The following is a 20,205-nucleotide window of genomic DNA, read 5'->3' on the forward strand; positions in this document are numbered from 1 at the left end:
GGCTCAGCCTGCCTTGCGTTGCTCGGCGGGGAGGAGGCGGCGGAAGTCGTCGGTCGAGATGATCGGGATGTTGAACTCGCGGGCCGCGCGGGCCTTGATCGACAGGCTGTCGACGTCGGCGGCGACCACGAACGTCGTGTCCGGGCGGACCGCCTCCTGCGGGACGAACCCGGCCGCCACGGCACGGTCCCACCACACCTCTCGCGGGTCGACCATGTCCCCGGTGAACACCAGCGTGCTCCCCGGCGGATATCTCCGCGCACCAGGACGATCCGGTACGACGTACCGCCCGGCGCTCACGCGGAGCAGGGCCTCGTCGACGTCGGACACACGCTGCCCGAGCATCATCGCGACCTGGTCGAGATCGCTGCGCTGGTCGGGTGAGATCTCGCCGGTCCCCCACGACGCGGTCGCCAGCGCGGACACGTACCACCGATGGAGATGGTCGACCTGTGGACGCGTCATCCCCAGCTCGGTCGCCACCTGCACGAGTTGGTCCGCGTCCGCGGCCGTGATCTCGCGGTTGGCGAGGATCGTGTCGAGCAGGACGAGATACGAGTCGGCCTGCGGCGGCTCCGGGACGCGTGGCAATTGGTCGACAAGCCGACTCATCCAGCCGTGCCTACCGCCGGCATGCACCGGTCGCACGGTCGGCGCGACATCCGTGCCCGGCAGGTCAGGCCAGGGCAAGCGTCGTACCTCTTCGTAGGCCCACTGCCAGGGTGGCGGTGCCGCGAAAGCACCCAGGTACTGAGCGAACAGCTCCGCCGTCGCCCGGGTGTCCGCCAGCGCCGAATGCCAGCCCTCGATCGAGATCCCGGCCGCCGCGCAACAGGCACCCAGCGTTCGTTTGGCGCCGGGATGCAGATACCCGGCGAGCGCCATCGTGCACATCGACCGCTCGGTGATCAGCGGAACCGTGACACCGAGCCGCGCGAACTCGGCCCGCAGGAACCCAAGATCGAACTCGACGTTGTGGCCGACAACCATCCGTCCGGCCAGCAACTCCCCCAGCTGCCGCGCGATGTCCCGGAACTCCGGCGCCGCCAGCACGTCGGCGGTGAGGATCCCGTGAATGTGCTGCGGGCCCAAGTCACGTTGGGGATTCAGCAACGTCACCCACTCGCGCTCGACCCGCCCGCGCGCGTCCAGCAGCACGACGGCGATCTCGATGACCCGATGCCGATGGGTCGGCAGCAGACCGGTCGTCTCGGTGTCGATAACCGCGTACATCCAGGCCTCCTCCGGCTCGCTGACCGACTGAGACAACCCAATCACACGCCGCCGACAGTTTCGGTCCCGTCAGGTATCGGACGGAATCTCGACCTCGATCTCCTCGCCCAGCCGTGCTCCATGTGCCAGCTCGAGTTCGTCGCCGCTCCAGAACCGCCCCGGGTCGTACCAGTTGAGCTTCCGCCCGCGCAGCAGCCCCATCTCCTCGTACGTCACCGCGACCACCTCGGCGCAGTACGCCGACTCCAGCTCGAGCTCGCGCGATCCGCGACGAATCGCCGGCACCCGCCCACGCACCCATCGCGACGCGAGCCGGGCCGTCGACGGGAACGGCGTACCGTCCAGGCGAGCGACGGTCCGCAGCACTGCGTCCTCCATCTCCCGCGTGACGGGATGATCGAGCTGCCGCAGCCAGGCTTGCTGCCCGTATTTGCGCGCCCACACCAGCACCGCGTCGCGCAGATTGTGCAGCTGCGCACCGCGCTGGTGCTGACCGGTCCAGACGTCCGGGAGCGAGCGGCCCAGTTCCGCGTGCCACATCAGCGGCGGGAGGTCCTCGACGACGATCGCCATACCGACATGGTTGACGGGGCTGTTGGTGGTCAGCTGGATGGCGCGATCCGCCGCGCTGCCGCCACGGAACAGCCAAATGTCACCTGTTCGTGTCAGTTCCGTAGCGTCATCCAGTGAAATCCGGCTGTTCACGTCGCTAGGTTAGTCGGCATGAAGGTATGGAAGGTGGTAGGGCTTGCGGGACTCGTCGGCGTCGCCGCGACGGGTGTCGTGATCGCACGGGGCGAGCGGAAGCGCCGTGCGTACACGCCGGAAGAGGTCCGCGATCGCCTCAAGACCCGGGTCAAGGAAGCAGCTAACGCCTGACACCGGGCGACAACTCGGCCGGGCAGTCGTGGTGCGCCGTAACTCGGTGGTACGGCGCCGTCCACGTCTGCCCGGCCGCAGTCGTTGCAATACGCAACTTAAAGGTTGTGCAAGGCAACCTGTTTCAGGCGGCCGTCGGTGATCGTCGCGGTCTGGTAGGTGCAGTACGGCTGCCGCCTCCGGTCGGTCGGCGACCCAGGGTTCAGCAGCCGGAGCCCACCCGGCGCAGTCGTGTCCCACGGGATGTGGCTGTGCCCGAACACGAGCAGATCAACTCCCGGGTACGCCGCCGTACAGCGTTCCTCACGCCCCTTGGCCTGACCGGTTTCGTGCACCACGGCGACCGACAACCCGTCGAGCGTCACCCGCGCGACCTCGGGCAGGCGCGCCCGTAGCTCGGGGCCGTCGTTGTTGCCCCAGCACCCGACCAGCCGGGCCGCACGTGACTCCAACTCGTCCAGCAGCCCGACGCCCACCCAGTCACCCGCGTGGATGACCACGTCGGCGGCGTCGACCGCGTCCCAGACCGGCGCAGGCAACTTCTTCGCCCGCACCGGCAGATGAGTGTCGGAGATCAGCAGGAGGCGCATGCGCCCACTCTCTATCCCTTCAGTGCTGCCAGCAACTCCTTCTCCTTGGTCGGGCTGAGGCCCGCCTTGCGGTCGCGGTCCAGGCCGAGCTCGCGCTCCCACGCGAGGGTGTCCTCGACGAACTCCCGGCGGGGCCGGTGGGTGAGACCGGCCGCGGCCGCCGCCGCGCAGCTGCGGGACGACCAGCCCTCGTAGCCCGGCTCGGTCAGCCACATCGCCAGCGAATCCGGCCCCATGTACTGCTCGACCTTCTGCTCCTCCAGCCACTCCCGCGGCGCGAGCACCACCGGCCCGGTGTGACCGCCGACCTCGCGCATCAACTCGATCCACTCACCGAACGGCACCACCGGTCCGAACGTGTCGAACGTCCCCGTGCGCCCCTCGGTCGCGTTGTCCAGCAGCCACCCAGCGAGGTCCCGTACGTCGATCACCGCCGTCGCCAGCTCGGGCGTGTCGGGCACCAGCAACGGCGCCTCGGGCGCCCGCGCCGCCCGCGCGACCCACGCACCCGCGCGATCGCTGCGGTCCCCCGGCCCGCCGATCAGCCCGGCGCGCGCGATCACCAGCCGATCCCCGACCACCTCGCGGGACGCGAGCTCACAGGCGACCTTCGCCTCGCCGTACTGCTCCCGGTCGGCCACGTCGTCCGCGGCCGGCTCCCGCAACGCCGCCGTCTCGTCCGCGCCGGGCGTGTCGTACTTCTCGTACGCATTGCACGAGGACACGTACGTCCAGTGCTTCGCGCGGGCGCCGAACGCGGCCAGCGCCCCCTTCACGAAGCCCGGCTGCCACGACACCTCGAACACCGCGTCCCAGTCCCGCGCAGGCACCGCGTCGTACGCATCCGGGCTGCTGCGATCGGCCGCGACCAACGTGGCGCCGTCCGCGACCCCGCCGCTCTCGCCACGGGCCACACAGGTCACCGAATGCCCGCGCGCGATCGCCTGCGTCGCGATCTCCCGACCGAGCCACGCCGTACCACCGAGGATCAGAATCTCCATGCGGGCCAGCCAATCAGGCCCGGCCGACAAATCCCAGGCGCCTCTGCCGAGGGCAGAAACTGCCGTGCGTGATTCGTCGCCCTCGTCACGTCACCGTAATCGTCGTCCTCTTGCCAGGCAGGCGATCCGGGCGCACTGTCGAACCACAAAGACACCCAGGGGTGAGTGTCTGTGGAAACAGGGGGAAGTGATGGCTGGTTTCGTTCAGATCATCGAGTACCGGACCTCCAAGCCGGACGAGGTCGCGGCGCTGATGGAGGACTTCCGCGCGAAACGCGAGGCCGACGGCGAAGGCCCGGCGCCGACCCGCGGCATCACCTGCGCCGACCGCGACGAGCCGGGGCGCTACTTCGCGATCGTCGAGTTCGAGTCGTACGAGGCGGCGATGGAGAACTCGCGGCGTCCCGACACCACCGAGATGTCGGAGAAGATGATGGAGCTCTGCGACGGTCCCGGCACGTTCTACAACCTCGACGAGGTCTCCTCGATGGAGTGATCCTCAGGTACGGCGTACGCCGGCTCGCCCGGGCGTACGCCGTACCGAGGTGACCGATGCCGGGAGGGGGGTGAGCCGGCACCGGTGGATCGGGATCTCAGCGGTACGACGACCTGGTGGACGGCGGCGCGGCGCCGTACGACCCGAGGTCGCGTTCGGAGTGCAGCGGGTCGGGGTCCTGCGGCTCGGGCGCGGAGTGCAGGTCCGGCCACGGCCGGGGCGGGAGGGACTCGCGGGGCGGCAGTTGGAGGTCGGGATCGGGACCCTTCTCGGGGTCGAGCCACTCGACCGTCGTGGCTCCGCCGTGCCCGTGGATCGCGACGACGGAGTCGATACCGTCCCAGACGGTCGTGGTCGGGTAGTCGCCGTACCAGCGGAGCGCGACCGAGCCGTCGGTGAACTGCACACCCTCGGCGACGGGTCCGGTGCCGCTGACACCGGAGACATCTTGATGACGGATCAGCCGGAAGCGACGGGAGCTCATTTCGGTGTTACCTCCCACAGCCGCTCCCCCGGCAGCTTCCGTTCCGGCCCTGGATCGTGGTCCGGAACCGGGTCGCTGGTCACCCGCAACCCGGCGAACCTGCGCGACATGGCCGCGGCGTACCGCTCGGCCAGCTCCGCTTCGGCCCGGTAGTCGGCGACCACGTGGTCCCCGAACCAGACTCTCACCCGACGACGCTCCACCCGGACCGCAGCCGGGCGCGGATCACAACCGTCGGCCATCTCAATACACCCGGCCCCGAGTCGAGCCGGTTCCCATCAGCGACCTCGCATGACAACCCTGCACGGTAATCACTTCCACTTCCCTGTGGGGATGGGTTCACAGGTAGTGACGGACGGCCGAGGCGATCATGACGCGGGTTGAAGGAAACTTTTTGGGCCGGGCCGGGCCGGTGCGGTCAGCTCTTGACCGCGCCGGCGATTCCTTCGACGAAGGTCCGTTGCAGGAACAGGAAGACCACCACGATCGGTACGACGCTGATGCAGGCGGCCGCGGCCAGGCCGGTCCAGTCGGTGGTGTCCTGGCCGTAGAACCCGTACATCCCGACACCGAGCGTCCGCAGGTCCGGGTTGCCGAGCGTGAACACGAGCGGGATGAAGAACGCGTTCCACGCACCGATGAAGTTCAGCAACGCGACGGTGCCGATGACGGGCTTGGCGAGCGGCAGCATGACCTGCCAGTACGTGCGCAGGTACCCGGCGCCGTCCATCCGGGCCGCCTCCTCCAGTTCCTTCGGGATCCCGCTGAAGAAGCCCATGAAGAGAAGCACTGGTACGACGAGCGCCGGCCCCGCCTGGGCGAGCGCCGCGCCGAGCAGCCCGTTGCCGAGGCCGAGACCGTTCACCAGGACGAACGTCGGGATGATCGTGTAGCCGTGCGGGATGAACATCGTCGCGACCAGCACCGCGACCAGCACCTTCTTCCCGGGCAGCGCGGGTCGGGACAACGCGTACCCGGCAGCCGATGCGACGAGCAGCACCAGGACGACGACCGCGATCGAGAACGTGACGGTGTTCGCCGTGTAGGTGCTGAACTTCGCCGTCGTCCACGCCCGCCGGAAGTTGTCCAGGGTGGCGTGGTCGGGCAGCAACGACAGCCCGCCGAGCAGCATCTCCTTCGGCGTCTTGAACGCGGCCGAGACCATCCACACGAACGGGTACACCCACACCAGGCACAGCGGGACGAGCAGCAGGTGCCAGACGTTGCGCCGCAGCAGCCGGTTCACGAGCCCACCCTCCGCCGCATGAAAGGTGCCTGAAGCAACGTCACGGCCAGCGTCAGCAGCCCGAACACCACACCGGCCGCCGACGCGAACCCGTACCGCGGCGCCTGCAACGACGGATCGAACGCATACCGGTAGATGTAGGTCGGTACGACGTCCGTCGCGTAATCCGGTCCGCCTTCGGTCACCGCCCGTACCAGGTCGAAGGTGTTCAGGCTGCGCTGGAACACGAGCAGCAGGATCACGATCGCGATCGGCAGGACGACCGGCAGCGTCACGAACCGCAGCGACCGCCAGAACCCGGCGCCGTCGATCGCGGCCGCCTCCTGCAGGTCCTTCGGCACGGTCTGCAGTGCCGCGAGCCAGTAGATCAAGGTGATCCCGAACCCTTTCCAGATGTCGATCGAGAGCAGGGTCGGCAGCGCGATCGACGTACTGCCGAGGAAGTTGACCGGTTGGTCGACCAGCCCGGTGTCGAGCAGGATCCGGTTCACCAGGCCGCCGGCCGGGTCGAGCAGGATCGCGATCACGATGCCGATCACGGCGGTCGTCGCCACGACCGGAAGGAACAGCACCAGGCGGTACAGGTTCCGGAACCGCAGCCAGGTGTTGTTGAGCAGGATCGCCAGGACCAGCGCGAGCGGCAGCTCAACGAAGATCGCGGCCAGCGAGAACACGAAGGAGTGCCAGAACGCCCGCCAGAAAGCGTCTGACGCCAGCACTTCGCGGAAGTTGGCGAGACCGACCCAGTCGGCCGGCGAGCCGACACCGTCCCAGTCGAAGAACGCGTACCACCAGCTCGCGATCATCGGCCAGATCGTGAACCCGCCGAACAGCAGGACCAGGGGAATCAGGAACACGTAGCTCCACAGATGCTTGCGGAACTTGCCCGGCCCCCGGCGCGGGCGTTCCCGGACCGGCGCCTTCCGGGCCACGCGCTCGATCGTCGTCGTCATCCGGTCAGCCTCCCGGCGTGAAGTCCTTCAACGGGTCCCAGCCCGCGAAGGTCAGATCCTTGGCCGACCCTTCCTGGCCCTTCGCGGCCAGGTCGGCCGACGTCTTGTCCAGGAAGGTCTGCAGGTCCTTGTCCAGCTGAGCTGCGGCCGGGGCGAACGGCTGGTTCTTCACGATCGAGCTGACCGCGGCGTCGGTGTACTTCAGGTCCGGCTTGGCCGCGAGCGCTTGGGTGATGGCCTGACCGCCTTTGCTCGCGAGCGCCGGGTTCGGCGCACGGCGCAGCGTCTCGGCGGCGACCTTCAGGATCGCGGCCTGGTCGGGGTTCTTCTCCGCCTCGGCCTTCCAGGCCCCTTCGAGCGCGGTCAGCGTGCCGAACTTCTGGTAGTACGCCTTGTGGAAGGCGTCCGACGCCAGGAAGTCCATCACCTTCCAGCTCTCCGCTTTGTGCGCGGACTGCGACGACATCGACCACAGCGGGCTGAACGACTTGTTCCGCGCCAGGTAGGCGCCTCGCCCGGCGGCCGGCACCGGCAGCCCGGTGATGCCGAGCTTGATCTCCGGCGACAGCTTCCGAACCTCGGCCACGTGCCACGGCGGGGTCGGGTACATCGCGAGCTTGCCGGCCGCGAACTCCTTGAACGCGCGGCTGCCGTCCCAGCTCTCCCAGCCCGGCATCATCACCTTCGCGGCCTGCATGCGCCGGTGCAGCTCGACGGCCTCGACCAGACCCGGGCTCGACGTCGCGGGCTTGCCGGTGCGGAAGTCGATGCCGCTGGCCGCAACGGAGTACGGAACAGCGGTGCCGGCGAGCATCTCGGCCGCGGGCGCCTTGGCCGCAGTAGGTGCGTACCCGAAGTACTTGCCGTGGCCGTCGGCGGTGATCTTGGCCGCCATCCGTTCGAGGTCGGCCCAGGTCTTCGGCGGGTTGTCGAAACCGGACTTCTTCAGCAGGTCCTCGTTGTAGAGGAACACCCGCAGCGACGACCACGGGCCCCACACCAGCGGCAGGCTCATCAGTTTGCCGTCGCGGTGCAGGCCGGACGTGGCCGGATCCATGCTCCCCTCGGGGAACCGCTTCAGGAACTCCGGCGTGACGAACTCGTCCAGCGGCGCGACCCAGCCGCGCGCGGCCATCCGGTCCATGCCGTCGTCCTGGGCCCGGAAGACGTCTGGCGCGCGGTTCTGCTGGAACATCAGCTCGACAGCGTTCAGTTGCTGGTCGGACGGGTTCTCCACCACCTTGACCGCGATGCCTGGGTTGGCCTTCTCGAACTCGTCGAACTGCTGCCGGTAGAACTCGCTCGCGCCGGGCGGATCCGGGACGAGCGCCACGGTGACGGTCACCTTGTCGGCGGCGTTGCCCGCGTCGGAGCTGCCGCCGACGAGGTTGCAGCCCGACAGGGCGAGCGCCACCGCGCAGGTGAGCACGGTGAGGGCAGGGCGGATCTTCATGATCGGCTCCGTTGGTCGAGGCGCCCGGGTGGCGCCGTGAGCTGGGGATCGGTGGGGCCGTGGTGGCCCAGGTGCGAGTTGACGGCATCGGCCGTCTCCACCACGAGGCGCGACAGTTCGCGCTCCCGGGTGGCTAGGTCGACGGCGCTGGACGGGCCGGACAGCGAGAGTGCGCCGACGACGTGACCGGAGCGGTCGCGTAGTGGGGCGGCCAGGCAGGATCGGCTGAGCGAGAGTTCCTCGGTCTCCGTCGAGTAGCCCTGCCAGGCCACCTGGTCGATCGCCGCGTCGAGGGTGTCGTGGTCGGTGATGGTGCGCGGCGTGTACCGCTCGAGCTCCCCCAGCAACGTGCGGCGGTCGTCGACACCGAGCAGCAGGCACTTGCCGAGCGCGGTGGCGTGGAGTGGGTTCCGCCGCCCGGTGAGCGAGAACGCCCTAGGCGCCAATCGTCCCTCGAAGTTGCACAGGTAGTAGGCCTCGTGCCCACGCCGTACGGCGACATTCGCGCCGAGGCCGGTCGCCGCAGCGAGCGATTGGGCCGGCTGGCGGGCCGCGTGGTGCACGGGATGACCGTTCACGGCCACGCCGGCCAACGTGATCAGCTCGGCGCCGAGACGGTAGTGACCGTCCGCATCGCGCTCGACGAAGGCGGCCGACTCGAGGGTGCTGAGCAGCCGCGACGCGGTGGATTGGCGAAGGCCGGCCAGGTTCGCGACCTCCGTGACCCGCAGGCTTCCGGTGACCGCGAAAGCACGCAGTACGGCGACAGCGCGCTCGACGCTGCGGTTCGACCCTGCCTCCGGCGCCACGGGCACTCCTGGGGTTTCTGCGGTGAATGATGGACGGGTACATCCACTATGTGGCAGCCTTACGCACATGATGGATCTCGTCAAGCATCTATCGGATGCCGAATGCTGACCGCTGACAGTCCGCCCACCGTCCAGGGACTGGTGCCGATCCTGGCCACACCCTTCGGCCCGGACGGCAGCCTCGATCTGCCCGGCCTGCGCCGCCTGACCGAGTTCCAGCTCGCGAGCGGCGTCCACGGAGTCGCCGTCCTCGGGATGGCCAGCGAGGCCTTCGCGCTCACCGCCGACGAGCGCCGCCTGGTCACACGCGAGGCGGTTGGCGTGGTCGCGAACGCCGTACCGCTGGTCGTCGGTGTGGCGGCGACGTCGACAGTGACTGCTGTCGAGCAGGCCGCGGAGGCAGCGGCCGCCGGCGCCACCGCGGTGATGGTGCTGCCGCCGTTCATGGTTCCGCCGAGCCCGGCGCAGTTGCCCGCGTTCTACGCGGAGGTGGCCGCGGTCGGGATCGAGGTGATGGTGCAGGACGCCCCGGGAGTCACGGGCGTGACCATGTCGCCGCAACAGATCGTGGAGCTCGCGGCCGTGCCGGGCGTGACCTCGGTCAAGGTCGAGGCTCCGCCGACCGCGCCCAAGGTCGCAGCCGTCGTCGACCGGATCTCACAGCGCGGCTTCGTCGTTCTCGGCGGGCAGAACGCACAGTTCCTTCTCGACGAACTCGGCGCCGGTGCGGTCGGCACGATGCCCGCCTGCGAGATCCCGGACCTGCTCGCTCCGGTCGTCGACGACTGGCGCGCAGGGCGGTACGACGACGCGCGGGCACGGTTCGACCTGCTGCTACCGCTGCTCGTCTACGGGCTCCAGTCCGGGATCGCCTGGGCCGTGCACAAGGAGGTCCTGGTCGCCCGCGGCCTCATCGACCATGCCACGGTCCGGGTGCCGGCGCGTGCCCTCGATGCTCGCGCAAAGGCCGGCCTCACCGCGATACTCGACCGGCTGGACCTTCCTGCTGTATCCGCTCCGCTGACCAGGACCCACTGATGCCTACGATCACCGACGTACAGGTCTTTCCGCTGGCGCTCGCAGAACCACGCAGCTACAGCACGAAACCGCCGTGGCCGAGCATCTACGGCTCCGCGCGCGAGGCGTTGCTCGTCCGGCTCACTGCCGACGACGGGTCGGTCGGCTGGGGCGAGGCGCTGGCCCCGGTTGCTCCTGAAGTCCCGGCCAAGATCATCGAACTCCTGCTGAAGCCCGCGTTGCTGGGTGCCGATCCGACCCGGGTCCGGCCGCTGGTGACCGCGCTACGGGCGCTGATGCGCGAACGCGGTCACCTCGGCGGACATCAGGGCGACGCCATCGCTGCGATCGACGTGGCGTTGTGGGACCTGGCCGGACGGATCGCCGGCGTACCGGTGCATCAACTGCTCGGAGGCGCTCAGCGTGACGTCGTACCGACGTACGTGTCCGGTCTGCAGGGGAACAAGGACAGCGAGCGGGTCGCCCATGCCAGGGACTGGGTGGACCAGGGCGTCCGGCAGGTGAAGATCGGGCTCGGATACGGCGTACGCGAGGACCTGGCCACCGTGGAGGCTTTGCGCGCGGTGCATGACGACCTGCAGATCGCGATCGACGTGCACGGCGTGTACGACGTACCGCAGGCTGTGCGTCTCGGGCGTGGACTCGACGAATTGGGCGCGTGGTTCTTCGAGGCGCCGGTCGGGTTCGAGGACGTGAGCGGGCATGCGGAGCTCGCGGGCCGGATCGACACTCCGGTGGCGATCGGGGAGAGTCTGCGGCACCGGCAGGAGTTCCGGCCGTGGCTGGAAGGGCGGGCAGCGGCGATCCTGCAGCCGGATGTCGGGCGGACCGGGATCACGGAGACCATCGACCTCGCGGCGGTGGCCGAGACCTGGTTCGTGCCGTTGGCTCCGCATCATTCGTCCGGACTCGGTGTGGTCATGGCTGCCGGCATCCATGCGTCGGCTGCGATCGGGAATCTGGTCGCGTACGAGTTCCATCCGGCGCTGTTCGACCCGGTGAACGTCGTACTGGCGACTCCGCTCGAGCGGGGCCACCTCGGGTTCGCGGTGCCGACCGGACCGGGGCTGGGCGTGGAGGTCGACGAGGACGCCGTACGCGGGGCGTGCATCAAGTGACTACACCTGATCCGGCGACTCGCCTGGCGCTCGTGGTCGGCGCGACGACGCCGATCGGGGCCGCGATCGTGGCGGTGCTGGCGGCCGACGGTTGCCGGGTCGCGGGCGTATCTCTGGAGGACGAGGAGGTCGACGGCCTCGACCTCCGGCTGACCGCGGATTGCTCGGATCCCGCAGCGGCGACTTCAGCGGTCGATCGGGTCGTGGCGGAGTTCGGCGGTCTGGACGTGCTGGTGACGGCCGCCGGGCGGATGCCGCTGGTGCCGGCGCACCGGACCAGCGACGTGCAGTGGCGCGACGCCTTGTCCAACACGCTCGACACGGTCTTCTTCACGGTGCGGGCGGCGCTGCCGCACTTGGTGGCCAGCGATGCGGGCGCGATCGTCGCGGTTTCGTCCGTGAACACGTTGGTGGCCGCGCCGTGGGCAGCGGCGTACACGGCAGCCAAGGGCGGGGTGGATGCGCTCGTCCGCCAACTCGCGGTCGAGTACGCGAACCGCGGGGTGCGCGTGAACGCGGTCGCGCCCGGGATGGTCGGCGGCGAGAAGTTGCCGGATGCATCGACCGGGTACCCGTTGGGCCGGACCATCCAGGCTCAGGAGGTCGCGGACGCGGTCGCGTTCCTCGCCGGGCCGCGTGCTTCCGCGATCACCGGCGTGATTCTGCCGGTCGATGGTGGGCTGTCCGTGCTGTCGCCTGCGGTGGTCGGGCGGGCGGATCTTCAGGCGAGACTGCAGGCCGACTGATGGAGCTCGCGGGCCGTACTTTCTATCGGTGGCTCGAATGGCCGGCTCGGCTGGCGCTCGTCTCGGCGCTCTGGATCCTGGGCGTTCTGGCCGGCGCTGTCGTGGTCGGGATCGCGCCTTCGACTCTCGCGGCTCACAAGGTGATCTCAAGCTCTCCCGATGCGCCCGCCTGGTCGACGTTCTGGTCCGGGTGGCGCGAGTGGCTCGGACGCGGCCAGATCGTCCTCGGCTTGCCGTTGGCAACGGTGTGGGTGTTGGGGTTCTATCTCACGATGGCGCGTCAGACCGTCGTCGCAGTGCCGTTGTCCCTTGTTTTACTGGGGTATCTGGTCACATTGTGGCTGCTACCCGCGGTCGCCGTTGTTGGCGAGTCCCGTCGTACGACGGCAATCTGGATACTCACGATCCACGTCGCGTGGCGTCGTCCCGTCGTACCCGTGGCCGCTGCGATCGCGCTGGTCGCGGCCGGCGCGGGCGCGTGGTACGTCGTACCGGCTGCGCTCCTGTTCGCTCCCGCGACGGCTGCGCTGGGTGCGGTGCTGGTCAGCTCACGGCTGCTGACGCGTGATAGCCCAGACCTGACGAGATCTGGTCAGCCTGCTCGATGACCTGCATGGCGAGCGAATCCTCCCGGGCCGCGAGGTCCATCGCCGACAGCGGGCCGGAGACCGAGAGGGCGGCGACGATCGCGCCGGTCCGGTCGCGTACGGGGGCGGCGAGGCAGGCGCGGCCGAACGCCAACTCCTCCACCTCGAGGGCATAACCGCGCTCGCGAACCTCGCGGAGGAGCGTGTCGAGCGCGTTGTGATCCGTCACGGTGTGCGGCGTGTAGCGGGCCAGGTCAGCGCCGAGCAGATCCTTGAGGTCCGCCTTCGGGAGCTCGCAGATCAGAGCCTTGCCCATCGCGGTCGCATGCAGCGGCCCGCGGCGGCCCACCAGCGTGGACGACCGGCCGGCGGCGCGGCCCTCGAAGTGGCACAGGTAGAACAGCTCGGGGCCGCGGCGCTCAGCGACGTTCGCGCCGAGGTTCAGGTCGGCGGCCAGGTTCTGCGCCACCTGCCGGGACTGCTGGTGCACCGGCAGCTCGTTCAGGCCGATGCCCGCCAGGGTGATCACCTTCGGGCCGATCCCGTACAGCCCGCTGCGCTGGTCGTACGCCAGGAACCCCAGCGCCACCAACGCCCCCACCAACCGCGACACCGTCGACTGCCCGAGCCCCGTCGCCTCCACCAACTCCGACACCCGCCGCTGCGGATGCGCCTCGGTGAACTCCGACAACAACGACAAGGCCCGCTCGACACTCTGCGTCCCCGGCCCCGCCTCCCGACCGACCGCACGCGCCACGAACCTCACCTCTCACCCTGAATTATGGCTCCCTCATCCGTATCGTAGATCCCCCCACAACAATTCCACCCCACCAAAACACCCCGAACCGCCAGCAGCTCGACAGGTAGTGCACCCCCGAGACACCGTACGCACAACCACAACCACACTCAGGTGCACTACCCACCCACCCAACACCTCCTGTCGACCTTGCACCTCACCCCACGACCCACGCCCGCCAGCTGTCAATGTCGTCAGCATCGAGCGATGTTTCCGGCGGGAAGGTATGGACGCCGGCGCCCGGCAGGTACGCCGCGACGATCCAGGACATCGCCGTGGCCAGGACCAGAGCGACCCGAGGCTGCGTCGAGGCGAGCTCATCGAAGACCGCACGTGCCTCCTTCGCCTGCGCCACCCCGTCCCTCGAGCCGGAGATGCGTACGTCGACCGCTCCGGTATACCGATCGATCGCGGAGACGTCTTCGGGTGCCGGGTCGGCCTCACCGTAGATGTTCGGCTCGACAAGGAGCAGAAGCCGTCCGTCGACGGTCCGGGCACGCCCACCGAAGAAGTGCTGGTTCTCCGCTGGCCGCTCCAACTGCAAGGCACCCGCGAGCCACCCGACCACAGCGTCCAGCGGCTCGTCGCTCGCGAAGAAGATGTTGTCGTCGCTCGACATCAGGTAATAATCCAGCTCCGCCAGGTGTCGCCGTCCTCGACGTCCGGGGTGATCAGCGGGTCGAAGGTATGCGTGCCGACACCGGGGAGATGGGCGGACACCAACGTGTCGAGATTATGGACAAGCAACGCAGGTACGTCGGGCCGCGCGGTGATCAGTGCGTCGAACAGGCGCTCAGCCTCCCGGTGAAGGTTCTCGTTGGAACCACCGCCACGCAACTGGACCTCGATCCCGTAGCTGTCCATCGCCTGTACGTCGTCCGGCTCCGGATCCGGTACGACGTACCCGTTCGGCTGCACCACCACCCCGAGCCAGTCCGCTGCGTTCTCGCCGCGCATCCGCAGCCGGACAGCGCTCGTCTCGGTCACCAAGACCTCGGCCGCGACACCCTCGACCAACCAGTCAACTACCTCCGGCGCCCCACCGGACACCGCCAGGAAGACACTGTCGACGACAGACATCACTTCTCCTTTCGATAGGTAACCAGTCGGCTGTCACCGAGGATGACGTGGACGACATCCGCAATAGTCTTGCCGGGCTGACCGAGTGCCCGGCGGTAGGCACGCCAGGCGTCTGCCTCCGAAAGATCGATATCTCGGCCGTCGATGACGATCTCGGACGCTTGATCGCTGGCATCGCAGATGTTGCGTTTGACGGTATGGGTCCCGTTCCTGTTCGGTGTCTTGAACTCCACGACCGCTCCGCGCTCGTCCGGCTGTTTGCGTACCGTCGCGTCCGGGTTCTTGTCGCCCGACCCGTGGTCCTCCCGCCGGGCATCGATGCGCCATCCTTCCTCGGCCAGTCGTTCGGCAACGACTCGTTCGTGAGGCTTGAAGGTCTTCAGAGGATCGTGGATGCCCGGGGAGAAGTCGAACTCGAGGGGGCGGAGGTCGAAGGCAGGGTCGAAGTCTTGGGCGTTCGGGGTCGGGAGGTCGGGGAGTTCGATGTCTACGACGAGCGGCTCGGGGCGGGGGTTTTCGGGGTAGTCGAAGGTGGCTTCGATTTGGGTTGTGGTGATGGTGAGGGTGGCGTGTTGCCACTTTTCGGCTTCGGGCATGGAGTCGAGGAGGAGTTTTACGGCTTCGGTGAGGTTGGGGTCGATCGCGAAGTCGCGGGTGAGGCGTTCGGCGCGTTTCTGCTCTTCCTTCTTGTCGGGTTCCTCGAAGAGCACTTCGCCGGTTTCGGTGATGGTGATTTCGAGTTCCACGAGGTTCTTGTCGTCGCGTTCCTCGTCCTTCTCGTGGGCCTTGCGGTAGTTCTCGAAGGCCTTGCGGGCGACCGTGACCAAGGGCGGCTCGTTGTCCTCGGCAACTTCAAGATCGTCGTACGTCGCGGTGAGGCGTCTCGTGCGGACCTGGACGTCGCCGGTGCCGCTGGTCGACTTGTTGCGATCCGCGGAATCGGACGAAGGGCGATTGGTCGACGGTCCCGCCGTACCGATCAAACCCTCGGCCCAGCCGCGTGCCTTCGGCGGCGCCATCGACAGAAAGTGCGCAGCGGCTTCGCAAGCACGCGCCGCAGCGTCGAGCTGTTGCGCGGCGACAGTTGCCTGGCCGCGGGATGCGATCAGCGCGACCTGTGCGTTCTCCCGACAGCGCGCCGCCGTACGCAGGAGCTGGTCGACGACCCGGGGGATCTCGTCGAAGCAGTCGACCAGGCCGCGGGCGACGCGCTGCAGCTCGGACGGCACCGTGATACTCGGGGGTCAGATCTGGTCGGCGTAGTTCTTGCAGCCGGCCGACGCGATCTCCAGCGCCTCGGCGGCCTGTTCGACGGCCTTGCTCGCGGCCTCCAGGATCTCGGTGATGTCGCGGTCGATGCCGGTCGCGGTCCCCGCGATCAGGCTCTCCACCAACTGACTGTGCTGCGTGAACCGGAGCTTGAATCCGGCCAGGCCACCCGCTGCCTGCTTGGCCTCCATGGAGACCTGGTGCAGCTGTTCCTTGAGCCGCAGTACGTCGGACACCTCAACCCACTCCCAAATCTAGTTGCGCTTCTTCGGCAGCACGATCGCCGTACCCGCCACGACGACCGGGACCACGATCCCGAGCCACCACGGCAGACCGGCCGCCATCGCGACGAAGACGATGACCGCACCGCCCCAGCCCCACCAGCGAGCGCCGGGCAGCCGTGGCAGCCCGAGCATCCGCGACGCGGCCAGCATCGTGACCGCGGCGATCGCCGCAGCCTCGACCCCGGCCAGGAACGATCCGCTGAGCACCCAGACCAGCACGAACCCGACCAGCGCCAGGACCGCGCTGATGGTACGCCGCTTGCGCTGCTCCTGGAGCGCCCGGGCCGTCGTCCGCAGCTCCTCCAGTTGGTCGACCGACTCGGCGAGCTGCTTGGTGATCCGCTCGGCGACCGTCTCGATGTCGTTCAGGGCGCGGATCTCGGGCAGCGAGTGGTTCGCCCGTTTGCCTTCCGCGGGCAGCCCGGCCCGCTGCAGACTCTCCGCCGCCTTGTCGGCGAGCGAGTTCAGCCGGGTCTGCAGCTTCCGCCCGCGCTCGGCCATCGCATCGGCCTCGGCCGCCGCGGTCGCCTCGGCCTTCGACTTGTGCGCCGTCACCCGGTCCTGTGCCTGCTGCGCGTCGGCCCGCGCCATCGCGACCGTCCGCAGCGCGCGCACGTACTCGGACCACTCCTGCTCCACAGTCTTCATCGACGCACCAGCTCCACCGCGCGATCCACCTCGTCCGACCGCAGCGCGGCGAACGGTACGACGACCTGTGCCTCAGGATGCAGCCCGTCCCACAGCAACGCCCGATGCGGTTCGGAGGCCCACCGCACCAACGGACCCGCCACCGCCCGTACGCCGTCCTGCGGGTGCCGGAGGAACAGGTGTGTCGCGACGTTGGCCCGCCCGTACCCGAGGTGCTCGGTGCAGACATGCAGCCGGTTCCACCACCCGAACGTGATGAGGCCCTGCGCCGGCCCGTCCCGCACGATGTCCTGCAACGCGTTCGCCGGGCTCTCGAAGAACCCCTCGGCGTGCAACTGCATCCGCGGTACGCCGTGGAACCCGAAGCCGATCAGGTACGTCCCGCCGGCCTCCCCGCTCCGCATCGCGTCCCGCAGCGCGAACAGCCGCGGCGCGATGTCGTCGTGCTTGTCCACGGTCTCGACCTCGCACCCGAGCTGCCGCAGCACCTGCACCAACGCGTCCTTGCCCTCAGCAACAGACGGCGCGGAGTTCGTGCCGTCCACGAAGAGGAACCGCGGCGGATCCACGGCTGATGCGGCCGTCGACATCGCCAGGCCGGTCAGTACGCCGAGTGCGTCCGGCGGTCCGTCCCCCAGCACGAGTACGCCGGCGCCGGGCTCGGGCCGTACCTCGACGGAAACCGGCTCCTCCGTCACCGCGATCGGCAACCCGGTCCACGGCCGCCCCAACTCGGGCTTCACCGCCGACGCCGTGTCCGTCAACCGCGCCGGCTCGGCCAGATGGAACACCCGCGGCGGGTGCACCGCCGTACCCGCACGCGTCCACAGCTCCTGCCGCAACGAGTCCAGCACAGGCTTGTCCGCATAGCTCACGAGCACGTGCTGGTTGTCGTCCGGCGACCCGAAGTTCGCGTTCAGCACCGCCTCGCCGCGGAACTGCAGCTCGGCCGCGGCCGTGTTCCCGCTGCGCAGAATCGCCTGCGAGTCGGCCGGAGTCGTCTTCAGCGCGATCCGGTACGGCACCTGCCCGAAGATCGAGTCCCGCCGCGTCGACAACCGCTTCACACCCTCGATCGTCTGCGTCGCGAGTACGACGTGAACGCCGTACGCGCGCCCTAGCCGGACCAAGCGTTCCAGCAGCTTCGCCGCCTCGTCCGCCAACTCGTCGTCGTCCTCGAGCAGCACCTGGAACTCGTCCAGTACGACGAGGATCCGCGGCGGCCGATCCGGCCCCGGAGGCAGCTCCGCGATGTCGGCCACGTTGCCGTGCGACTTGAAGATCTCGCTGCGCCGCGCGAGCTCGTCCGACAGATGACGCAGTACGGCGAGACCGAACGCGCGATCGCTGTGCACGCCGAGCACGCGGATCTGCGGTAGCCAGTGCGGACGATCCGGACCGGGGCCGAGCGCCGAGAACTCGACGCCGTGCTTGAAGTCGAGCAGATACATCTCCAGGTCGGCCGGTGAATAACGCGCGGCGAGACCGTGGATCAGGACGAGCAGCAGGTTCGACTTGCCCTGGCCGACCGCGCCGCCGACGAGCACGTGCGGCAGGGCCGGGTTGCCGCTGCGCAACCGCACCAGCGCCGGCGTGCGGTCGTCGTACCCGATCACCGTCCCGACCTCGTCCTTGACCGGCTGCCACCAGGTCGAGCGGTCTGGCAGGGTCCGGTCGAAGTCGATGGTCGGGAGTACGGCGATCTCGGCCTGTTCGGCGATCACGTCGCAGATGCCTGCGGCAATGGTCGCGTCGAACGGCGGATCCAGCTTGGCCGGCGGCAACTGCGCGACCTCGACCCGATCGTTGACGATGGCAACCGGGTTGAGGAGATCGAGCAACTGTTTCGAGTCGACGTCGAGCTCGGCAGCCGTCGACGCGTCGTAGTGGACCAGGAAGCAGATGCCGCGCTTGCCCGCGGTCGCGGCCAGCCGGAGCAGGTCGCGCTGGGCGAGCGTGTCGATCCCGGACGGGTAGTCGAACAGGACGACGATCCGGTAGGGATCGGTGACCTGGCCGGTCTCCTTCAGCAGGTCCTCGAAGCGCTCGTGGCCGAGCTGCGCCTGCCGGCTCGCGCGCAGCGACGACACGTCGACCAGCCCGGAAAGCACGGCGTGCAACTGCTCCGCGGTGTGTGTTGCCCTGGGCACCAATTGCGGGTACTTCGTGGTCAGATGCCCGAGCAGCCCCATCATTCCGGTCAGCCGCGGGTCGAAGGCGTCGATCCGCAGCCGGAAGGGTTCGGCGGCCGCGATCAGCCGCATCGCGATGCTCTGCAGGAGGCGACGCGCGTTCTCGTTGCGGTCCGCGGTCACCTTCCAGCCGTTCGTGCGGAGCAGCGGCGCGACGACCGGCGTACCGGCTTCCAGTTCGCCGACCCGCACGTGCGCCGGAACTCCCGCGCCGACCAGTTGACGCGAACGCCAACGGGCGTCATTCGGCGGGATCGACGCCAGGCCGGGTGCGAGCCGGTCCGCGAGCAGTCGCGCCCTGGGCTCGGCGTCGGACAACGCCTCCGCGGTCTTCGCGTCGACCAGCGACCGCGACTCACGCCGGGCGGCGGCGGTCTGTTCCTGCAGTTGGCGATGCAGCTTCACGGCGCGCTGATGCTCGCCGTACGTCAGCCGCCGTGCGTTGTCCAGCAACTGCCCCAGCGCGTGCTGCAAACCGCGGATCCGCGCTTCCAGGAGCTCCGGTGCGGCCGGTCCCCCGTCAGGCTTCTCCGTCACGAGCACCGACCTCCAACACTCGCCCCGTGACTATCTCTTGCCTGGTGTAACCATGTCACACCAGTGGTCCCAGTGGTCACTCCAGGTATCAGTAGTCTCACCTGCTAATCAGGAGCAACGATTTCGAGCTCGTAGCCGTCGGTGTTGTAGAGGAAGGCGGCGTAATGCTGCGGGCCGCCGGCGTACGGATGGCGGTCGGCGAACATCAGCGTCCAGCCGTGCTCGGCGGCCTCCGCGACGATGCTGTCCACCTCGGCCCGGTCGGCCGCGTTCAGCGCCAGATGGTTCATGCCCGGCCGCATCCGGTCGTGCTCGACGGCCGACATCGCCGGGCTCTGCTCGACGACGACGTAACAGCCGTCCGGGGCGGTCCAGGTCATACCGCCCGGCCAGCCGTCACCGTCCTTCCAGCCCAGCCGGTTGAGGACCCAGCCCCAGCTCGTTACGGCCCGGGACAGGTCCGGGACCCAGATCTCGACGTGATGCACAGCGGCAGCCATCGGAGCATTATCTGTGCTCGGCGTGATGGTGCGACACAGCCGTCGAGATCCCTGCCGCGATCGCGCCGGTCAGCAGCAGCCAGACCAGCGCGGCGAGCAGCCACGGCCACCACGGCCGGACCTGCGCGGCCTCGGCGACGGCTTTGCCGAACAATCCACCGGCAGGCGCGAAGACGAGCACGACCACCAACCGTGCGAACCTCGTCTCCCTGGTCATTTCTTCAGTGTGCGAGACAGCCGCCGACCCTGCAGAAACCTTGGCGTTT

Annotated in this window: 25 protein-coding genes; 6 read left to right on the plus strand and 19 right to left on the minus strand. The window is 68.8% G+C overall.

Features of this window, described 5'->3' with window-relative positions; translation table 11 throughout:
- Positions 1-3: 3 nt before the first annotated feature.
- Both OHB24_RS39390 and OHB24_RS39395 read right to left on the minus strand, forming a co-directional pair.
- Positions 4-1,233, minus strand: coding sequence for an exonuclease domain-containing protein (locus OHB24_RS39390; protein WP_327636051.1), 1,230 nt, complete (start codon positions 1,231-1,233; stop codon positions 4-6).
- Positions 1,234-1,302: 69 nt separating this feature from the next.
- Entirely contained in the window at positions 1,303-1,938 is a 636-nt protein-coding gene (locus OHB24_RS39395) for a hypothetical protein (protein WP_327636052.1), read from the minus strand.
- An 18-nt stretch (positions 1,939-1,956) separates the two neighbouring features.
- On the opposite strand from OHB24_RS39395, the gene OHB24_RS39400 reads away from it, so the two are divergent.
- Entirely contained in the window at positions 1,957-2,112 is a 156-nt protein-coding gene (locus OHB24_RS39400; RefSeq protein ID WP_165546543.1) for a hypothetical protein, read from the plus strand.
- A gap of 98 nt (positions 2,113-2,210) precedes the next feature.
- Here OHB24_RS39400 and OHB24_RS39405 read toward each other — a convergent pair whose 3' ends face one another.
- Together OHB24_RS39405 and OHB24_RS39410 are read right to left on the minus strand one after the other, a co-directional pair.
- Positions 2,211-2,702: a metallophosphoesterase family protein gene (locus tag OHB24_RS39405; RefSeq protein WP_327636053.1), complete on the minus strand. Its 492-nt coding sequence runs from the start codon at positions 2,700-2,702 to the stop codon at positions 2,211-2,213.
- Between the two features lie 11 nt (positions 2,703-2,713).
- Positions 2,714-3,703, minus strand: coding sequence for an oxidoreductase (locus OHB24_RS39410; protein ID WP_327636054.1), 990 nt, complete (start codon positions 3,701-3,703; stop codon positions 2,714-2,716).
- 190 nt (positions 3,704-3,893) lie between these two features.
- Between OHB24_RS39410 and OHB24_RS39415 the strand changes: the two genes are divergently transcribed.
- Positions 3,894-4,199, plus strand: coding sequence for a hypothetical protein (locus OHB24_RS39415; RefSeq protein WP_327636055.1), 306 nt, complete (start codon positions 3,894-3,896; stop codon positions 4,197-4,199).
- 97 nt (positions 4,200-4,296) lie between these two features.
- Here OHB24_RS39415 and OHB24_RS39420 read toward each other — a convergent pair whose 3' ends face one another.
- The 6 genes from OHB24_RS39420 to OHB24_RS39445 all read right to left on the minus strand — a co-directional run bounded on the left by OHB24_RS39420 (position 4,297) and on the right by OHB24_RS39445 (position 9,144).
- Positions 4,297-4,683 carry a hypothetical protein gene (locus OHB24_RS39420; RefSeq protein ID WP_327636056.1) on the minus strand — a complete coding sequence of 129 codons (387 nt, stop codon included), beginning with the start codon at positions 4,681-4,683 and terminating at the stop codon, positions 4,297-4,299.
- On the minus strand, positions 4,680-4,871 hold the full coding sequence (locus tag OHB24_RS39425; protein WP_442913940.1) for a hypothetical protein: 192 nt from the start codon (positions 4,869-4,871) through the stop codon (positions 4,680-4,682). Before OHB24_RS39425 ends, OHB24_RS39420 begins: the two co-directional genes overlap by 4 nt.
- Before the next feature lie 230 nt (positions 4,872-5,101).
- Positions 5,102-5,929, minus strand: coding sequence for a carbohydrate ABC transporter permease (locus OHB24_RS39430; RefSeq protein WP_327636058.1), 828 nt, complete (start codon positions 5,927-5,929; stop codon positions 5,102-5,104).
- Complete coding sequence (locus tag OHB24_RS39435) at positions 5,926-6,882, minus strand: carbohydrate ABC transporter permease (protein ID WP_327636059.1); 957 nt, start codon at positions 6,880-6,882, stop codon at positions 5,926-5,928. The genes OHB24_RS39430 and OHB24_RS39435 overlap by 4 nt, the downstream gene beginning before the upstream one ends.
- Before the next feature lie 4 nt (positions 6,883-6,886).
- Positions 6,887-8,335 carry an ABC transporter substrate-binding protein gene (locus tag OHB24_RS39440; RefSeq protein ID WP_327636060.1) on the minus strand — a complete coding sequence of 483 codons (1,449 nt, stop codon included), beginning with the start codon at positions 8,333-8,335 and terminating at the stop codon, positions 6,887-6,889.
- Complete coding sequence (locus OHB24_RS39445) at positions 8,332-9,144, minus strand: IclR family transcriptional regulator (protein WP_327636061.1); 813 nt, start codon at positions 9,142-9,144, stop codon at positions 8,332-8,334. The genes OHB24_RS39440 and OHB24_RS39445 overlap by 4 nt, the downstream gene beginning before the upstream one ends.
- Positions 9,145-9,246: 102 nt before the next feature.
- On the opposite strand from OHB24_RS39445, the gene OHB24_RS39450 reads away from it, so the two are divergent.
- Genes OHB24_RS39450 through OHB24_RS39465 form a run of 4 tightly spaced genes read left to right on the plus strand, consistent with a single transcriptional unit; the run spans position 9,247 to position 12,654 of the window.
- A complete protein-coding gene (locus OHB24_RS39450) occupies positions 9,247-10,182 on the plus strand; it encodes a dihydrodipicolinate synthase family protein (RefSeq protein ID WP_327636062.1) in 936 nt (311 codons plus the stop codon).
- Entirely contained in the window at positions 10,182-11,300 is a 1,119-nt protein-coding gene (locus OHB24_RS39455) for a mandelate racemase/muconate lactonizing enzyme family protein (protein WP_327636063.1), read from the plus strand. The genes OHB24_RS39450 and OHB24_RS39455 overlap by 1 nt, the downstream gene beginning before the upstream one ends.
- Entirely contained in the window at positions 11,297-12,046 is a 750-nt protein-coding gene (locus OHB24_RS39460; RefSeq protein ID WP_327636064.1) for an SDR family NAD(P)-dependent oxidoreductase, read from the plus strand. The genes OHB24_RS39455 and OHB24_RS39460 overlap by 4 nt, the downstream gene beginning before the upstream one ends.
- Entirely contained in the window at positions 12,046-12,654 is a 609-nt protein-coding gene (locus OHB24_RS39465; RefSeq protein ID WP_327636065.1) for a YesL family protein, read from the plus strand. Before OHB24_RS39460 ends, OHB24_RS39465 begins: the two co-directional genes overlap by 1 nt.
- On the opposite strand, the gene OHB24_RS39470 is transcribed toward OHB24_RS39465, so the two are convergent.
- The 9 genes from OHB24_RS39470 to OHB24_RS39510 all read right to left on the minus strand — a co-directional run bounded on the left by OHB24_RS39470 (position 12,590) and on the right by OHB24_RS39510 (position 20,156).
- Complete coding sequence (locus OHB24_RS39470) at positions 12,590-13,390, minus strand: IclR family transcriptional regulator (RefSeq protein ID WP_327636066.1); 801 nt, start codon at positions 13,388-13,390, stop codon at positions 12,590-12,592. The genes OHB24_RS39465 and OHB24_RS39470 overlap by 65 nt on opposite strands.
- A 196-nt stretch (positions 13,391-13,586) precedes the next feature.
- Positions 13,587-14,048, minus strand: a complete 462-nt coding sequence (locus OHB24_RS39475) for a hypothetical protein (RefSeq protein WP_327636067.1) — start codon at positions 14,046-14,048, stop codon at positions 13,587-13,589.
- On the minus strand, positions 14,048-14,509 hold the full coding sequence (locus OHB24_RS39480) for a hypothetical protein (RefSeq protein ID WP_327636068.1): 462 nt from the start codon (positions 14,507-14,509) through the stop codon (positions 14,048-14,050). The genes OHB24_RS39475 and OHB24_RS39480 overlap by 1 nt, the downstream gene beginning before the upstream one ends.
- Positions 14,509-15,738, minus strand: coding sequence for a hypothetical protein (locus tag OHB24_RS39485; RefSeq protein ID WP_327636069.1), 1,230 nt, complete (start codon positions 15,736-15,738; stop codon positions 14,509-14,511). The genes OHB24_RS39480 and OHB24_RS39485 overlap by 1 nt, the downstream gene beginning before the upstream one ends.
- A 15-nt stretch (positions 15,739-15,753) precedes the next feature.
- The gene (locus OHB24_RS39490; protein ID WP_130388988.1) at positions 15,754-16,014 is read right to left on the minus strand and encodes a hypothetical protein; all 261 of its coding nucleotides are present in this window, start codon (positions 16,012-16,014) and stop codon (positions 15,754-15,756) included.
- An 18-nt stretch (positions 16,015-16,032) separates the two neighbouring features.
- Positions 16,033-16,710, minus strand: a complete 678-nt coding sequence (locus tag OHB24_RS39495) for a hypothetical protein (protein ID WP_327636072.1) — start codon at positions 16,708-16,710, stop codon at positions 16,033-16,035.
- Positions 16,707-19,439 carry an FtsK/SpoIIIE domain-containing protein gene (locus tag OHB24_RS39500; protein ID WP_327636073.1) on the minus strand — a complete coding sequence of 911 codons (2,733 nt, stop codon included), beginning with the start codon at positions 19,437-19,439 and terminating at the stop codon, positions 16,707-16,709. Before OHB24_RS39500 ends, OHB24_RS39495 begins: the two co-directional genes overlap by 4 nt.
- Before the next feature lie 104 nt (positions 19,440-19,543).
- Positions 19,544-19,939, minus strand: coding sequence for a VOC family protein (locus OHB24_RS39505; RefSeq protein ID WP_327636074.1), 396 nt, complete (start codon positions 19,937-19,939; stop codon positions 19,544-19,546).
- Positions 19,940-19,946: 7 nt separating this feature from the next.
- Positions 19,947-20,156 (minus strand): hypothetical protein, encoded by a 210-nt coding sequence (locus OHB24_RS39510; RefSeq protein WP_327636075.1) that lies wholly within the window; start codon positions 20,154-20,156, stop codon positions 19,947-19,949.
- Positions 20,157-20,205 lie beyond the last annotated feature (49 nt).

Origin of the sequence: Kribbella sp. NBC_00482 (genome assembly GCF_036013725.1) — a bacterium.
Classification (GTDB): Bacteria; Actinomycetota; Actinomycetes; order Propionibacteriales; family Kribbellaceae; genus Kribbella.

Excerpts from the sequence above, each read along its gene's own strand:
- OHB24_RS39390 (WP_327636051.1), bottom strand. The coding sequence starts at position 1,233 with ATGTACGCGGTTATCGACACCGAGACGACCGGTCTGCTGCCGACCCAT.
- OHB24_RS39400 (WP_165546543.1), top strand. The coding sequence starts at position 1,957 with ATGAAGGTATGGAAGGTGGTAGGGCTTGCGGGACTCGTCGGCGTCGCC.
- OHB24_RS39405 (WP_327636053.1), bottom strand. The coding sequence starts at position 2,702 with ATGCGCCTCCTGCTGATCTCCGACACTCATCTGCCGGTGCGGGCGAAG.
- OHB24_RS39410 (WP_327636054.1), bottom strand. The coding sequence starts at position 3,703 with ATGGAGATTCTGATCCTCGGTGGTACGGCGTGGCTCGGTCGGGAGATC.
- OHB24_RS39415 (WP_327636055.1), top strand. The coding sequence starts at position 3,894 with ATGGCTGGTTTCGTTCAGATCATCGAGTACCGGACCTCCAAGCCGGAC.
- OHB24_RS39420 (WP_327636056.1), bottom strand. The coding sequence starts at position 4,683 with ATGAGCTCCCGTCGCTTCCGGCTGATCCGTCATCAAGATGTCTCCGGT.
- OHB24_RS39435 (WP_327636059.1), bottom strand. The coding sequence starts at position 6,882 with ATGACGACGACGATCGAGCGCGTGGCCCGGAAGGCGCCGGTCCGGGAA.
- OHB24_RS39440 (WP_327636060.1), bottom strand. The coding sequence starts at position 8,335 with ATGAAGATCCGCCCTGCCCTCACCGTGCTCACCTGCGCGGTGGCGCTC.
- OHB24_RS39450 (WP_327636062.1), top strand. The coding sequence starts at position 9,247 with ATGCTGACCGCTGACAGTCCGCCCACCGTCCAGGGACTGGTGCCGATC.
- OHB24_RS39455 (WP_327636063.1), top strand. The coding sequence starts at position 10,182 with ATGCCTACGATCACCGACGTACAGGTCTTTCCGCTGGCGCTCGCAGAA.
- OHB24_RS39465 (WP_327636065.1), top strand. The coding sequence starts at position 12,046 with ATGGAGCTCGCGGGCCGTACTTTCTATCGGTGGCTCGAATGGCCGGCT.
- OHB24_RS39475 (WP_327636067.1), bottom strand. The coding sequence starts at position 14,048 with ATGTCGAGCGACGACAACATCTTCTTCGCGAGCGACGAGCCGCTGGAC.
- OHB24_RS39480 (WP_327636068.1), bottom strand. The coding sequence starts at position 14,509 with ATGTCTGTCGTCGACAGTGTCTTCCTGGCGGTGTCCGGTGGGGCGCCG.
- OHB24_RS39495 (WP_327636072.1), bottom strand. The coding sequence starts at position 16,710 with ATGAAGACTGTGGAGCAGGAGTGGTCCGAGTACGTGCGCGCGCTGCGG.
- OHB24_RS39505 (WP_327636074.1), bottom strand. The coding sequence starts at position 19,939 with ATGGCTGCCGCTGTGCATCACGTCGAGATCTGGGTCCCGGACCTGTCC.
- OHB24_RS39510 (WP_327636075.1), bottom strand. The coding sequence starts at position 20,156 with ATGACCAGGGAGACGAGGTTCGCACGGTTGGTGGTCGTGCTCGTCTTC.